This is a genomic window from Bradyrhizobium sp. Rc2d (assembly GCF_900099855.1).
In the GTDB taxonomy this organism is placed as follows: domain Bacteria; phylum Pseudomonadota; class Alphaproteobacteria; order Rhizobiales; family Xanthobacteraceae; genus Bradyrhizobium.
On the sequence record NZ_FNCU01000050.1, the window covers coordinates 1 to 13,566 of the forward strand.

General features: G+C 61.9%; 13 protein-coding genes and 2 pseudogenes. 11 read left to right on the top strand and 4 right to left on the bottom strand.

The window, feature by feature from the left end; translation table 11 throughout:
• Positions 1 to 390: pseudogene (locus tag BLV07_RS37470) on the top strand (ClpB D2-like domain containing protein); the annotation flags it as partial.
• A gap of 522 nt (positions 391 to 912) precedes the next feature.
• Here the strand turns inward: BLV07_RS37470 and BLV07_RS49220 are convergent.
• From BLV07_RS49220 to BLV07_RS37490, 4 genes are all read right to left on the bottom strand, one after another.
• Entirely contained in the window at positions 913 to 1,113 is a 201-nt protein-coding gene (locus tag BLV07_RS49220) for a pyridoxamine 5'-phosphate oxidase family protein (protein WP_244551339.1), read from the bottom strand.
• Positions 1,114 to 1,145: 32 nt separating this feature from the next.
• Positions 1,146 to 1,883, bottom strand: coding sequence for a glutathione S-transferase N-terminal domain-containing protein (locus BLV07_RS37480; RefSeq protein ID WP_210187839.1), 738 nt, complete (start codon positions 1,881 to 1,883; stop codon positions 1,146 to 1,148).
• Positions 1,884 to 2,118: 235 nt separating this feature from the next.
• Positions 2,119 to 3,036, bottom strand: a complete 918-nt coding sequence (locus BLV07_RS37485) for an NADP-dependent oxidoreductase (protein WP_091896254.1) — start codon at positions 3,034 to 3,036, stop codon at positions 2,119 to 2,121.
• A 100-nt stretch (positions 3,037 to 3,136) separates the two neighbouring features.
• Entirely contained in the window at positions 3,137 to 4,330 is a 1,194-nt protein-coding gene (locus BLV07_RS37490; RefSeq protein ID WP_244551340.1) for an MFS transporter, read from the bottom strand.
• 305 nt (positions 4,331 to 4,635) lie between these two features.
• Between BLV07_RS37490 and BLV07_RS49890 the strand changes: the two genes are divergently transcribed.
• From BLV07_RS49890 to BLV07_RS37530, 10 genes and pseudogenes are all read left to right on the top strand, one after another.
• Complete coding sequence (locus tag BLV07_RS49890; protein ID WP_283806575.1) at positions 4,636 to 4,761, top strand: hypothetical protein; 126 nt, start codon at positions 4,636 to 4,638, stop codon at positions 4,759 to 4,761.
• A 716-nt stretch (positions 4,762 to 5,477) separates the two neighbouring features.
• Positions 5,478 to 5,732 (top strand): hypothetical protein, encoded by a 255-nt coding sequence (locus BLV07_RS37495; RefSeq protein ID WP_143035623.1) that lies wholly within the window; start codon positions 5,478 to 5,480, stop codon positions 5,730 to 5,732.
• A gap of 287 nt (positions 5,733 to 6,019) precedes the next feature.
• Positions 6,020 to 7,681, top strand: coding sequence for a glycoside hydrolase family 17 protein (locus BLV07_RS37500; protein WP_143035624.1), 1,662 nt, complete (start codon positions 6,020 to 6,022; stop codon positions 7,679 to 7,681).
• Positions 7,682 to 7,702: 21 nt separating this feature from the next.
• Positions 7,703 to 7,976: pseudogene (locus BLV07_RS49225) on the top strand (radical SAM family protein); the annotation flags it as partial.
• 43 nt (positions 7,977 to 8,019) lie between these two features.
• Positions 8,020 to 8,907 (top strand): oxygen-dependent coproporphyrinogen oxidase, encoded by an 888-nt coding sequence (hemF, locus tag BLV07_RS37505; RefSeq protein WP_176946021.1) that lies wholly within the window; start codon positions 8,020 to 8,022, stop codon positions 8,905 to 8,907.
• A gap of 402 nt (positions 8,908 to 9,309) precedes the next feature.
• On the top strand, positions 9,310 to 10,332 hold the full coding sequence (locus tag BLV07_RS49895) for a two-component system sensor histidine kinase NtrB (protein WP_091896136.1): 1,023 nt from the start codon (positions 9,310 to 9,312) through the stop codon (positions 10,330 to 10,332).
• Positions 10,333 to 10,443: 111 nt separating this feature from the next.
• Positions 10,444 to 12,429, top strand: a complete 1,986-nt coding sequence (gene nhaA / locus BLV07_RS37515) for a Na+/H+ antiporter NhaA (RefSeq protein ID WP_244551341.1) — start codon at positions 10,444 to 10,446, stop codon at positions 12,427 to 12,429.
• A complete protein-coding gene (locus BLV07_RS49235; protein WP_091896143.1) occupies positions 12,347 to 12,580 on the top strand; it encodes a DUF6894 family protein in 234 nt (77 codons plus the stop codon). The genes nhaA and BLV07_RS49235 overlap by 83 nt, the downstream gene beginning before the upstream one ends.
• A 344-nt stretch (positions 12,581 to 12,924) precedes the next feature.
• Positions 12,925 to 13,113 (top strand): hypothetical protein, encoded by a 189-nt coding sequence (locus tag BLV07_RS49240; protein WP_091896146.1) that lies wholly within the window; start codon positions 12,925 to 12,927, stop codon positions 13,111 to 13,113.
• A complete protein-coding gene (locus BLV07_RS37530; protein WP_091896149.1) occupies positions 13,110 to 13,319 on the top strand; it encodes a hypothetical protein in 210 nt (69 codons plus the stop codon). Before BLV07_RS49240 ends, BLV07_RS37530 begins: the two co-directional genes overlap by 4 nt.
• Positions 13,320 to 13,566 lie beyond the last annotated feature (247 nt).

The following is a 13,566-nucleotide window of genomic DNA, read 5'->3' on the forward strand; positions in this document are numbered from 1 at the left end:
CTGAAATACGGCCTCATTCCTGAGTTCGTCGGTCGTTTGCCGGTCGTGGCGACGCTCGAGGACCTGGACGAGACGTCGCTGAAGAAGATCCTCACCGAGCCGAAGAACGCGCTGGTGAAACAGTACCAGCGGCTGTTCGAGATGGAGAACATCGAGCTGACCTTCGCCGACGAGGCGCTTGGCGCGGTCGCCCGCAAGGCGATCGAGCGCAAGACCGGCGCGCGCGGCCTGCGCTCGATCCTCGAGGCGATCCTGCTCGAGACCATGTTCGACTTGCCGGGCCTGGAAGGTGTGGAAGAGGTCGTGATTTCGCGAGAAGTCGTGGAGGGCACGGCGCGTCCGCTCTACATCTACGCCGATCGGTCTGATCGCGCGGTGGAAGGCAGCGCCATAGGCGTAGATGAAAGCCGACTTCGCGCGTGGTGTGGAGCGCGGAGGCTGCGATCAGCGACTTGCCAAGGATATTAGGACTCGCCGCCTCAAAGTTCTTCGTGACGGTTTGCGTTTCGCTATCATGGGCGTAGATGGGGCGGCCATCAATAAGGCTATGGCAGCCGAGGCGGGGTCGATGATTGTTCGGATCTTCATGGGCTTTCTCCCTCTGAGCATCGGCCGGTCTTTGTTTTTCGCGGAGCCTGCACCTATGCTCGGATGGGCTTCACACTGTACTTTTGATAGTAATTGCTCCTGATTTCGTCCTGACTTCGAGGAGGGTGAGCAAAGACATGGGCTGGGGATAGCAACGGGCTGATTGAACTGCTTTCGATTTTGACAAGGTGATCGACAGGATACTTTGGGCCATTCGTCGCCCGAACCCACTTGGCGATCATGAAGGACTCGTCATCGTTTGGCGGCAGTATCAACGCAAGGCCCTTGAATCGATAACCGCGCCTCTGGAAGATGTCGACTACGTTAATTTCGACGGCGGGATTGCGCTTCAGGTTCAGTATCGTCCGGGGCGAGGGCGATGTCGGCGAAGTAGAGAACGCCGTTTCTGACCGTCAAAGACGCCTTCGGCGAAAGATTGGGCGTTCCATCTTCGTTGACTGTCGCGACAAACGACAATATCGCCTGCTTGATGATTGCCTCCATGTCGGCAGTGATTTCAATCATAAATATCCACTCTTTATTCCTCGCGAACCCTTCTAGCCGGCTGTCACTTGCAGCCCGCGCTGCACCGCCGGCCGGGCGAGGCCGCGGGCGAGCCACGCCTGCACGTGAAGAAAGCGGTCGAAGCCGACGAGATCGCGTGCTTCGTAAAAGCCGATCAGGTTGCGCACCCAGCCGAGCAGCGAAATATCGGCGATGCTGTAGTCAGCACCCATCATCCAGTCGCGGCCTGCGAGCCGTTCGTCGAGGACACCGAGCAGCCGCGCCGATTCGGTTGCGTAGCGGTCGCGCGGGCGCTTGTCCTCATAGGCCTTGCCGGCGAATTTGTTGAAGAAGCCGACCTGGCCGAACATCGGCCCGACTCCGCCCATCTGCCACATCACCCACTGGATTGTTTCGTAGCGGGTGTTTGGATCGGCCGAGATGAATTGTCCTGTCTTGTTGGCAAGGTAGAGGAGGGTCGCGCCCGACTCGAACAGCGCCAGCGGCGTGCCACTCGGCCCATCGGGGTCGTAGATTGCGGGAATCTTTCCGTTGGGGTTGAGCGCGAGAAAGGCCGGGTCGTGAGTTTCGTTCGTCATGATGTCGATCCGGTGCGGCTCGTAAGCAAGGCTCGTTTCCTCAAGCATGATGCCGACCTTCACCCCATTGGGCGTGGGGGTGGAAAAGAGTTGCAGCCGATTGGGGTACTGCGCCGGCCAGCGCGTAAAAATTGGATGATCGATTGTCACTTTCTTCCTCCTAGATGGGCGGGCCGAGCTGAGCCGGGACATGGCCGAATCTTCCACCTGGATGCGCGCCGAACTGGCCGTGGGCGCATCCAGAAAAGCAGGCAACGATACGGCCGCGGCACACGCTTATTTGGGATGGGCAGCCGGGCACGACCGTGAGGATCAGCTGGGAGACGACGGGATGGAGGCCACCGCCGCCGTGACGAGCACACGGGACCGCGAGGAAGGCGCCGACAGTCCAGGTAGGAGCGGAGAACCGCTCGCCCTCGCTGTTTCCTCACGGAAGAACTCGGATGATCGTCTTCCCGCTGATCCGCCTGGTCGGATTGAAAGCGGCGACTGCCTCGTCGAGGGTCGCGATGTTGCCGATGTTTGTACGCAGTCGTCCGTCCCGTACCCGCTGGACGATCTCGCTCAGTTGGGCGCGATCGGACACCAGAACAAAGTCGATCGCCAAGCCGTCGGCGGGCCGCGCCTCGGTCGGCCCGGCGATGGTTACCAGCGTTCCTCCGGTTCGAATCAGGCCGGCGGATCGCTTCCCGATGTCGCCGCCGATGACGTCAAAAACCAGATGGACTCCGCCGATGTCTTCGAGAACGTCGTTCTCGAGGTCGACGAACTCCTGCGTGCCGAAGTCGAGCGCCTTCTGACGGTCGGCAGCGCGTCCGGTGCCGATGACGTAGGCACCGGCCTCTCGTGCGAGCTGCGTCACCATCGAGCCGACTGCGCCGGCCGCGCCGTGCACGAGAACGCTCTGCCCCGCCTGAAGGCGACCGTGCACGAACAGTCCCTGCCAAGCAGTCAGGCCCGGCATCGCCACGGCCGCACCCACCGAGAAGTCGACGTCGCCCGGCAGCGGCGCGAGGTTGCGTGCCTCCACGGCCACATACTCCGCCAAGGTGCCGCCGCGATATGAGTCCGAGAGACCGAACACCCGTTGTCCCACCGACAGCCCCGTCGTTCCATAGCCGAGAGCGGTGACAACACCCGCCAGCTCCTGGCCGGGAATCGTCGGCGACCGGTCACGGTCGAGGCGATCGGTCCAGGTCGAAGGCCACGTCAGCTCACCCGAGGTGAATCCAGACGCATGAACCTGAACGACGACGTCGTTTATCGCTGCCTGCGGCTCGGGCCGCTCCACCAGCTTCATCCCGGCCGTTCCCGCAGCCTGGTCCGTCACAACGATCGCTTTCATGGGAATGATCTCCTCTGTCATTCGGCTCTTTGGTGGGTATGTTCCGGCGACAATTTGCGCTTCAAGCCGGATAAAGCGACGCCTAGGACAGCGACGAGTCTCATGACACTGTTCCCTGTATTGGTGAACTGGTAGAATTCGAGCTGTCGCATGTCCTGTTCCCCGTCGTGTCGGCGTGCGGATTGCGTGCACAGAGAACAGTGAACAGCGTGGCCACGACGGCAAGTCCGCCGTATCCGAGCGCGATCTTCTGTAGCGAGAACACGTTGGAAAGTTGGCCGGAGATGAGGCTCGGGAAGGCGGCGCCGCTGTAGCAGAGAAGGTAGATTGCGCTGAAGATCGGTGCCCGTTCGGCCATGGTGCTGCCCTGCAGCAGGCCGCGTGTGGCGGCGCTGATGGCGATGCCTTGACCGGTGCCGGCGACCATGGTTGCGATGATGAACAACAACAACGTGCCGGCGGCGATCGCAGTGCTGATGCCGATCATTCCGGCCAGGAAGGTAATCATACCGGCGCGTTGGGCTACCGCGGATGTGAAGCGGCCTCCGATGGGAGCGCCGAGAACGCTGGGGGTCATATAGGCGGCGAACACCAGCCCGAGGATCAACGGGCTCCGGGTGTGGAGTTGATCTTCGACAAGCGCAGGCATCAACGCTTGATAGAAGCCCCCGCTCGCCCAAGTCGTCAGGAATACCGCCGCCGCGACAGGGAGGAAATACCTCACCCGGGCCGGTACGCTGACCTTGGGCAATAGCGATCGCCAAGCGCCCGGCGTCGGTGTTGCTGTTTCCGGACTGATGGTGATGAGTGCAGCAGAGAGCAATAGGAAGCAGACGCAAACGAGGTAGATGAGGTGGCGTGGCCAGGGGCCGAACTGGACCAACGCGCCGGAGGCGATGGCGCCGACAGCGACGCCGAGCATTGGTCCTTGGCTGGAGACGACGGACGCCAGCCATTCCGGTCTGCTGGGTGCGGCATCGACGATGTAGGAGGTCAGGCTGCTGCCGGCCAACCCGGTACCGACGCCCACGAGGAGCCGACCGGCCAGCAGGGTGTCGATATCGTGCACATTCAGCAACAACAGACAGCCCAGCAGGAGAAGGCTGAGGCTAGTGATTGCAGTGAGCCGGCGGCCCAGATGATTGGACAGTCGTCCCAGCACCAACAGTGCGGCGATGGTGCCGACGGTGTAGGCGACGACGGCCATCGAGATGCCGGCGTTACTCAACCCGTCCTCTGTTCGGTAGATGTTGAAAAGGGGGATCGGAGCGGCCGCCGTGGCAAACGAGATCACTAGGGAAACTACCGCAGATAAGAATGCCAGCCGTAGCGTTCGGCTCCGGTGAGCATGGTTGACTACTGGTGCCAAGTTTCGCATCGAACCGTGCATTTGTCGTCTGCCGAGAATTCGGGCGCACAGGTCCAAAATCTCCGACTAGTTAGTTCATTGGGTGGCGGTGATCGTCGCGCCCAAGCTGAAGAGCGGCTCCATCGCCGAGGGCTGCCATGGCTCACACATGTCATGGCGGGGCCATCGCACTGCCGTCCTTTGGTTATTGTCGATCAGGTACCGCTATCGTCCATCTGCGCCGCGGGCGCATGATATCGCTCGCCGAGCCTGAGATCCCGCTCGAGTCGCGCGGCGATCTCGGTGTGATCAGTGATGGTTCGCCCGTCATTTGCGATGAACACAGCCTCTGGCTCATCAATGCCACCATGCGCTGACCCCGCCGGAGTGAAATCGCTCGAGCAGCGATGTGACAATGCCTTCGGGTTCAGTAGGAAGCGGACATCAGCGTCTCCTGTTCGTGTTGGCTGAAACGGTTGCCCCGGGCATTCGATGAAATCTCGGACAGTGGCTCTCATTGGTCGCAGCGCGGGACGAAAGTTTCCAATGGCCGGTACTTATGGTTTCCATAGCGGAGGGGAATTGTGCTGCGACAGTCCTCACTTCCATTCATAAATCAAGACAAGTTGCTCAGGCTGCGATGGCGTCATGCCGCGCGGCAAGCGGCAATAACAATCGTCTATCGATTCGATGAAGAGTGGTGATTTCCCTCAGGGAGAACCGCCACACGCGGCGCACTCACCGAGCAGTTGGTCCGTTTTCAGTTACCGCGACGCCGTCCCTTCGGCTTAAAACGGCGGTCGCGCCGCCAGCCGTATTGCTGTGTAATCGGCTAGTAAAGCTATTTTCTCATAGCCGCCTCCGGCGCCGCGCAGCCGGCAAGATAGCCGCGAGAGAACCGGCAACAGTGGTGCTCGGGCGAGTCCTCGCAGATAAGCGCGGCGCAAAGCTCCTGCAGCGGCGCTCACTCATTTCGATAACGATGGGCTATCGACTCCATGGCGAGAGGTGATTTTCCTTTCCATGGTCATGGCCTCAATCTTCGATCTATCGTCGCCCGTATTTGGGTTTCGCGCACGTAAAAGAGGATGACATGAGCAGCGTCAAATTTCTGGGCGCAACGGTCGTGCTTTCCGCGCTCCTTGCGACGCCGGCGTGGGCATGGGAAGTTTCAGAGCCTGCCGCGGCCGCAGCCGCGGACCCCAACTTCTCCATCTATTCGAACGATGACCGCGGATACTCCGCGTACGGGATGGTCTCGCGGGTACCGCTTGGCGGCGTGTCGGGACTGCATACGTCCGTACGGCAGCATCGCCGAGGGCACACAGCGGGGATCAAGCGCTACTGAACAGGACTTCAAATCGCCATCGTCCTGATTGAGGAAGAAGGCATGCTCGTCGTAATTACAGACGAATGGACCGGCTAGTGACGAGCTTGACTGAGATGATCGCGGAGACCCGAAAGCTGTCGCCTTGCATCGCCGCCTCCAACAAAATGCGAGCAGCACCGCTACCAATCGCCGGTCCACGCGCTCGGCAGCGAAAGAATAATGTCCAAATACAATTGAGACTCTTCGCATCAAAGCATATTCGTCCATTGCTGGACTAGGGCTGACTTCCGAAATGGGTCTTCGACATGCTTGTCTTTGGCGTTGGGAGAAGCCAGCAGATCCGCCCTGCAAGGAGGACGGAACTGGCTTCTTTCCGCGCGCCGCTCACGCTTCTACTGATCTCCTTAGGCGCGATCGCCGCGGTGTGGTGGTGGCTGGGCATACCAGTGAACTTGGCGCGGGCACCGATCGATCCCAATGACAAAGTTCAATGCATATCGTACGCCCCGTTCCGCGGCAATCAGACGTCACTTTCGGCGGCGACGCAGGTATCGCGGGAACAGATTGCAGAAGATCTTGCCCAGCTTGCTAAGATCTCCGACTGCATCCGTACCTATGCGACCGATCTTGGTCTCGATCAAATCCCCGAACTCGCGGCCAAGGCGGGGCTGAAAGTCATTCAGGGCATTTTTCTTGACAGGGATCGGCGGAAGAACTTGACGCAAATATCAACGGCGATACGTCTCGCCAAGGAATATCCCGGGACCGTCATCGCACTCGTGGTCGGAAACGAGACTTTGTTGCGTCATGACATAACAGCTTCTGACCTCGCCGCCACGATCCGCTCGGTCAAGGCGCAGGTTAGCGTTCCTGTTACCTATGCCGATGTCTGGGAGTTTTGGCTGAGCAACCGCGAACTATACGACGCCGTCGATTTCGTCACGATTCATATCCTACCATATTGGGAGAACGTTCCGATCCGGGCGGAATTGGCCGCCGCTCACGTTGACACGATCCACCGACGGGTAGCGTCGGCTTTTCCGGGCAAGGAAATCTTCATTGGAGAAATAGGTTGGCCAAGTGAGGGGCGGATGCGTGAATCAGCGCTGCCGTCGCGCATCAACCAGGCCCGAGTAGTCTCTGAGGTGCTCGACCTTGCCCGGCGCGAGAATTTCCGCGTCAACCTGTTCGAGGCTTACGACGAATCTTGGAAGCGAGAGATTGAGGGAACGGTTGGCGGATCCTGGGGCTTGTTCCATCCCGTGCGGCGGACGCTGAAATATCCGCCCGGAGTCCCCATCAGCAATTTTCCGCTCTGGAAGCTGCAAATGGGCAGCGGAATGGCGCTTGCAATCCTCGCATTCGGCGCGGCATGGCTGACCTTGCGCCGCAAGCCCAGAGAGTCCGGACTGGTGTCATGGATTGCGGTCGGAGTATCTGCAACCACAGCCGGAACCATTTTTGGGGTGGCTGCCCAGAAAATGGTCTTTGAAAGCAACGGAGCTGGTGGCTGGCTTCTGTGGGGCTCGCTTCTGCTGGCGGCAACTGCTTCGCCGGTGTTTGGCGCCAATGCTCTTATGTCGGGTCGCCCATCGCCCAGTTTTCTGGAATTGCTGGGTCCGAGGGACTACCAGACTGAATCGGCTGTGGCGGTCGTGCACGGGTTGGTCTGGATCGTAACCGTGGTGATCGGCACGGCGACCGCACTCGGCCTTGTGTTTGACCCACGCTTTATCGATTTTCCTTTTGCGGCGCTCACCATGGCCGCGCTGCCCTTTGCGGCTATGACGCTCTTCAATCCGCCGAAGAAAGGAATCCGCCCTATGGCGGAATCGCTGTTCGCTGGCCTCTTTTTCGGAGCCGCGATTTATACAGAGTTCAACGAAGGACCGGCTAACTGGCAGTCGCTGTGGACTTGCGCTGCCTATATGGTGCTTGCGGCGACGCTGTGGCAGGTGCGTGCCTGATAGATAATTGGAGACCAACCGGTCCTGTCGCCCGAGGGGCTCGACTGGATCTGCGTCAGCCCCAAAAGCGGGAGCCGAGCTCGTGCTGCGGCGCAGCACGAGCTAAAGCGGGTCTATCCGCAAGAGCAGGCCATGCCGGATGCCTTCGAACGCCTCGCCTTCGAGCGCTTCGCGCTGCAGCCGATCGAACGGGCCCGAGCTCGCCGAGAATACGGTGCGCGCGATCGACTATTGCCTCTCTCATCCGCAATGGCGGCTCAGCGTGCAGACGCACAAGATGCTCGGCACCAGGTGATTGGCATCAAAACAGGACTGGAATTCTGTAGACGGGAATGCCCATGGATGTATCAGTGATCGAGGTGCGCAAGGCGCGGGCACGCGCCTGGTTCGAGCGGCTGCGCGACGACATCTGCGCAAGCTTCGAGCGGCTTGAGGATGACGCCCCGCCAAAGCTCTATCCCGGCGAGGCTGGCCGTTTCGTGCGCACGCCGTGGGCCTGCACCGATCACAGCGGCGCACCCGGCGGCGGCGGCGTGATGTCGATGATGCACGGCCGCCTGTCCGAGAAGGTCGGCGTGCACTGCTCGACCGTGCACGGCGAGTTCGCTCCCGAATTCCGCGCCCAGATCCCGGGCGCGACGGACGATCCGCGCTTCTACGCCTCCGGCATCTCGCTGATCGCCCACATGCGCAATCCGAACGTGCCGGCCGTGCACATGAACACGCGCTTTGTCGTCACCAATAAGGCGTGGTTCGGCGGTGGCGCCGACCTCACCCCCGTGCTCGACCGGCGGCGTACGCAGGACGATCCGGACACGATCGCCTTTCACGCCGCGATGAAAGACGTGTGCTCCGGGCCGAACGGCGTTGCTGACTACGACAAACTCAAGACCTGGTGCGACGAATATTTCTATTTGCCGCACCGGAAAGAGGCGCGCGGCATCGGCGGCATCTTCTACGACTGGCAAGACTCCGGCGACTGGGACGCCGATTTCGCCCTCACCCAGGATGTCGGCCGCGCCTTCCTGAAGATCTATCCCGAGCTTGTGCGGCGCAATTTTGCGACGCCCTGGACCGAGGCCGATCGCGAGGAGCAGTTGATCCGCCGCGGACGCTACGCCGAGTTCAACCTGCTCTACGACCGCGGCACCATTTTCGGGCTGAAGACTGGCGGCAACGTGGACTCGATCCTGTCGTCGCTGCCGCCGGAGGTGAAGTGGCCGTAACCGTGATGCCGCCGCGGCCGCGCGCCATGCTGATCGACATGGACCGCACCATCCTGTCGGCCTATGGCCGTCCTGCCGATTGCCTGGAACCATGACCGAATTCGCCGAGGAGTTTTGGCCGAACCTGCCGCGACAAGTGTCCTTTGGAAGATCGTCAACTGTTCTGGACGCTCGCGTCGGCCAACATTGCTGCTCGGCGAGTCCCCGCAGAGAGACGCGGCGCACAGCACCCGCGCTCCAGGCGTCATCAGTCATTCAATAACGGTCGGCTATCGACTCCATGGCGCGAGGTGATTTTCCTTTCGACCGTCGTGGACTTAATCTTCGATCGATCGTCGCCCGCTCAGCTGATCGGGCCGAAGCCGGCGTTCCGTTGGAGAATCACTGGCCAGGAAGTCCGACATGCAGATCAAAGAGACAATTGGCGTTTCATTCCCCGGCTCTGTCGAAAGCCTGCCGCTGGAGGATGTCATCGTGCTCGTGGACAGCGCCGGCGTCGCGCTTGGAGTGCAGCGTGCGTTCAGCGCAAGGGCCGTCGGCGTCCGCGAGAGGTGCGTGGAGATCCCGCTCGTCGGGTCCGACGGCGAAGTCTCGGGGACTTTGTGCCGCGCCAGCCCGCGATCCGACACGCGAGCTGCGGTCGCCGCTGGCGAGCGGCCGAGAATGAGCGCGATGGCGGACGTGGCGCAGTTCGTCGTCCACGACATCAATAACCTTCTCGCCGTGATCGGGAGCGGCCTGCGGCTGCTCGAGTGCCAGAGCGATGCTGCGTGCCGAAAGGCCGTCGTCGACAAAATGCAGGAGGCAATCGCCCGAGGCGCGCTGCTTACCCGGCGGCTCCTCGACGCTGCGCGACCGCGCCCCACCTCGATCAACGCGGATGTCGCAGGCAGTCGCCTCGAAGCGATAGCGGGCCTGCTTGACCGGGCGTTGCGTCCGGACATCACGGTGCACACCGAGATCGCCCCTGATTTATGGGCCTTCAATGCCGACCCGGAAGAGCTGTACTTCGCTTTGCTCAAACTCTGCCGAAACTCGGCCGATGCTATGCCGGATGGCGGCGTGATCACCGTTGCGGCGCGGAACGTCGAATCTTCCTCTGCCGCAGCGCGGGAATTCATCGAGATTGTCGTCGCCGACGACGGGGAGGGCATGCCCGAGGAGGTCCTGTCGCAGGCGTTCACCGCTTACTTCACGACAAAGGCTGCTGGCACCGGCACAGGCCTCGGACTCGCCCAGGTCCGGCGCTTCGCCGAAGGGCGAGGCGGCGCGATCGGTATAGAGAGCGAGCGAGGTGCCGGCACGCTGGTGCGCCTCCGTCTCCCGCGCGTCGGCGATGCGGCGGTACAGAGCAGTATCGTCGGCACGGAGATCGCGTGCACGCCGTCACCTAACGGCGGAATATTCCACGTCGTCAACTCGTGACGGGCTGTGCCGATGTCGTACCCGGCGCGAGCGCCTGCAGATTAGTTAGCGATGGAGCTCATGATCCCGCCCGTCCGCCTCGACCGTCCGGTCGAGCATGAGAAGGACCACGTGCTCGGCCCCGCCGATGCCGAGATCACGCTCGTCGAGTACGGCAGCTACGCATGCCCGCACTGCAGGGCTGCCAACGAGCGCATCGCGCAAGCACGCGACCAACTTGGCGACCGCGTCTGCTACGCCTTCCGCCACAGGCCACTCACGGACAACAGCCTTTCGTTTCGGGCCGCCGAGCTCGCCGAGCTTGCCCAGACGCCCGAAGCGTTCTGGTCCGCGCACATCAAGCTGATGACGAGGTCGATGCAGCTCACAGAGGCCGACCTCCTCGCGGTGGCCGCCGACCTCGGCGTGAACGCCGACTTCGCGCTCGGCGACAGCGACGCTATGCGGCGCGCTAGGGCGAGGGTGGAGGCGGACGTCGCAAGCGCACGCGCAAGCGGCGTGAGATTCACGCCGACTTTCTACATCAACCGGCGGCGCTACGACGGGCCCTGGGATGAGAGCTCTCTCGTCGATGCGATGCTTGGCACGCTCGGCCACCGCGTCCGTACGGCAACCCTGGACTTCGCGAGCTGGGGCCCGTCCGCCGGCATTTTGCTCGTCCTCGCGACTGTGGCGGCGATCGTCTTGACGAACTCGCCGATCAGCCCGGCGTTCGAGGCGCTCTGGCGCCAGCAGCTCGGCGTGAACCTGGGCAATGCAACCTTTCGGATGTCCATCCTGCACTGGGTCAACGACGGCCTGCTGACGGTGTTCTTCCTTGTCGTGGGATTGGAAGTGAAGCGCGAGATGACAGTTGGCCACCTCGCGAGCCGTCGCTCCGCCGCGCTTCCGATCGCCGCCGCGCTCGGCGGCATGATCGTGCCCGCGCTTCTGTATGCGCTGGTCATCCCTGCGGGGCCGTGGTCACGCGGGTGGGGTGTTCCGATGGCGACCGACACCGCGTTCGCGATTGCCGTGATCGCCGTGATGGGCGTCCGCGTCCCCGTCGAGCTGCGCATTTTCCTTACCGCGGCGGCCATCGTCGATGACATTGGTGCGATCGTCGTCGTCGCCGTGTTCTACTCTAGCGAGATCCACCCGGCCTACCTTGCTGCGGCCGTGGCGGTTGTGGTTGCGCTGGCGCTGCTGAGCCGATCGAAGGTCTACCTTCTCTCGCCTTACCTCCTGTTGGGCGTCGCGTTGTGGTCTTTCGTCTACATGGGTGGCCTCCACGCTACGTTGGCCGGCGCGGTACTTGCGCTGTTCATTCCGACACGGCCGCCCGCCGACTTGGCCGCCCTGATGACGCAAGCGAGCACCATTATCGCCTCGGAGGCCCGGCATGAGGGCGAGGTGCTCAGGCATGGGCCCTCTACACCGGCACTGCACGCACTCGATGCGATCTACGACAGACTTGAATCGCCCGCCGATCGGCTGCTACGGCACGCTGGCGCGCGGTCGAGCTACGCAGTGCTTCCGATCTTCGCACTGGCTAATGCGGGCGTGGCGATCACCCCGGGCGTCTTCGTTAGGCATGGCTGGCTGATGGCCGCGATCGTCGCAGGCCTTGCCATAGGAAAGCCGCTCGGCGTCTTTCTCGCGGCCGCGGCGGCGGTGCGCGCAGGCATAGGCGTCAAGCCGGCGGAGTACACCTGGCGGCAGCTGGCCGGGGCGGGCGCCCTCGCTGGCATCGGCTTCACGATGTCGCTCTTCATCGCCGGGCAGGCGTTTCCAAGCGACACCGACTTCTCGGCCGCCAAGATCGCCGTGCTCGCGGCGTCGGCTCTTTCGGCAATCGTCGGGACTGCTCTGCTCTGGGGGGCTTCGCGCCAGGAGCTTTTGGAAGAGGCGCCGCAGAGCGCCGACATGCAGGTATCACAGCCAGCTGGCGCGGCGCTATGCCCGACCATGAACAGGAGGAATTCCGATGATTCTACGTATCGCGGTGAACCGTCGCATTTGAAGGAGGTTGAACATGACCCAGGTATATTTCCACTGCTCGAACACGAAGAAGGTGTTCGTCGATCGCCACGGCGCCGTGGTGGAAGATCTTGCTGAGGCGCGCGATCACGCGACCCGTGTCGTGCAATCCTTAACCGGCGAGCGCAGCCTCGAGGATTGGCGTGACTGGGTCCTGCACGTTAGCGACGACCAAGGCGATGAGCTCTTCGTTGTGCCCTTCACTTTCGTGCTCGGTGAGCCGAATTGAGGTCACTAACTCTGGGCGATTCTTCGGATCAAAGGTCCCACCTGGAAAGCAGGCAGCTGGGGCCATGCGAAGGCATCTCTTCAGCCTCGGCGCCGCAAGGTCAATGAAAGCGCGCTCCCTTGATCGGTAGAAACCGTTGGCCGCGTACAGGAGAGGAACGGGCAGCGGTGCAGGCTAGAAATCTTTAAGCGATCTCGGCCGACCAGACGAAGGACTGACTGCCCTTCCAACATTCGGGCCCGTCACGCGTTTTCTATTTCTTCGACCTGCAGGGCTTCAAAGTCGGCGTCGTCACAATCCCACTTCAGCACGAGGAATGACGAGCATAATTCAAAGGAGCGATTATGGGCGAGGTTGTCCGATTTGTCTCAAAATCCGAGCGAGAGCGAATCCGCCTCATTCGGGAGGCCCGCGCGATATATGACAGTGTCTTCCCGCCGGCCGAACCCGTCAACGAGCAGCGGGACAAGGCGCCCGCAACTCAGAGGGTCATTGGCACCAATGTCCAACGCGGTAAGGGCGTTTTCTCATGATCAAAATCATTGCCGTGCTCTGCAGCCTGTCGTCTCCGGCAAGTTGCCACGAGCAGACCGTCACCACCTCGGACTTCGCTGACATCTCGATGCAATCTTGCCTGATGGGAGCGCCTCAGCTCGCCGATTGGATGAAGTACCATCCGGCCGAACGCCTCGCGGCGTGGCGCTGTGTGATCGGCGAACAGGACGGCAGGGGAGCTTAGAGTGAAAAGCGATCGCTTCTCATGGCGAATGTGGCCGATGCACTGCGATGTGCATTCGGCACGATTTGTCGAGATTTGGACTGCTTTACTCGCATCGACGTCTCGCGTCGGATACCAATTTTTTTAGCAGAGGGAGACAGCTTCCCAACTGCTTGGCCCCGGCGCCCCGTCCCTTCGCCGTGGCTCCCCGCGGCCGGTCCTTCCCTCCCGAGGACCGGCCGCACCCTTCAGGCCCGACGGAGATTTT

What these genes read in the sequence shown, in the direction of transcription:
- BLV07_RS49220 (WP_244551339.1), bottom strand. Translation starts at nt 1,113, where the DNA reads ATGATTGAAATCACTGCCGACATGGAGGCAATCATCAAGCAGGCGATA.
- BLV07_RS37480 (WP_210187839.1), bottom strand. Translation starts at nt 1,883, where the DNA reads ATGTCCCGGCTCAGCTCGGCCCGCCCATCTAGGAGGAAGAAAGTGACA.
- BLV07_RS37485 (WP_091896254.1), bottom strand. Translation starts at nt 3,036, where the DNA reads ATGAAAGCGATCGTTGTGACGGACCAGGCTGCGGGAACGGCCGGGATG.
- BLV07_RS49890 (WP_283806575.1), top strand. Translation starts at nt 4,636, where the DNA reads ATGATATCGCTCGCCGAGCCTGAGATCCCGCTCGAGTCGCGCGGCGAT.
- BLV07_RS37495 (WP_143035623.1), top strand. Translation starts at nt 5,478, where the DNA reads ATGAGCAGCGTCAAATTTCTGGGCGCAACGGTCGTGCTTTCCGCGCTC.
- BLV07_RS37500 (WP_143035624.1), top strand. Translation starts at nt 6,020, where the DNA reads ATGCTTGTCTTTGGCGTTGGGAGAAGCCAGCAGATCCGCCCTGCAAGG.
- hemF (WP_176946021.1), top strand. Translation starts at nt 8,020, where the DNA reads ATGGATGTATCAGTGATCGAGGTGCGCAAGGCGCGGGCACGCGCCTGG.
- BLV07_RS49895 (WP_091896136.1), top strand. Translation starts at nt 9,310, where the DNA reads ATGCAGATCAAAGAGACAATTGGCGTTTCATTCCCCGGCTCTGTCGAA.
- BLV07_RS49235 (WP_091896143.1), top strand. Translation starts at nt 12,347, where the DNA reads ATGACCCAGGTATATTTCCACTGCTCGAACACGAAGAAGGTGTTCGTC.
- BLV07_RS49240 (WP_091896146.1), top strand. Translation starts at nt 12,925, where the DNA reads ATGGGCGAGGTTGTCCGATTTGTCTCAAAATCCGAGCGAGAGCGAATC.
- BLV07_RS37530 (WP_091896149.1), top strand. Translation starts at nt 13,110, where the DNA reads ATGATCAAAATCATTGCCGTGCTCTGCAGCCTGTCGTCTCCGGCAAGT.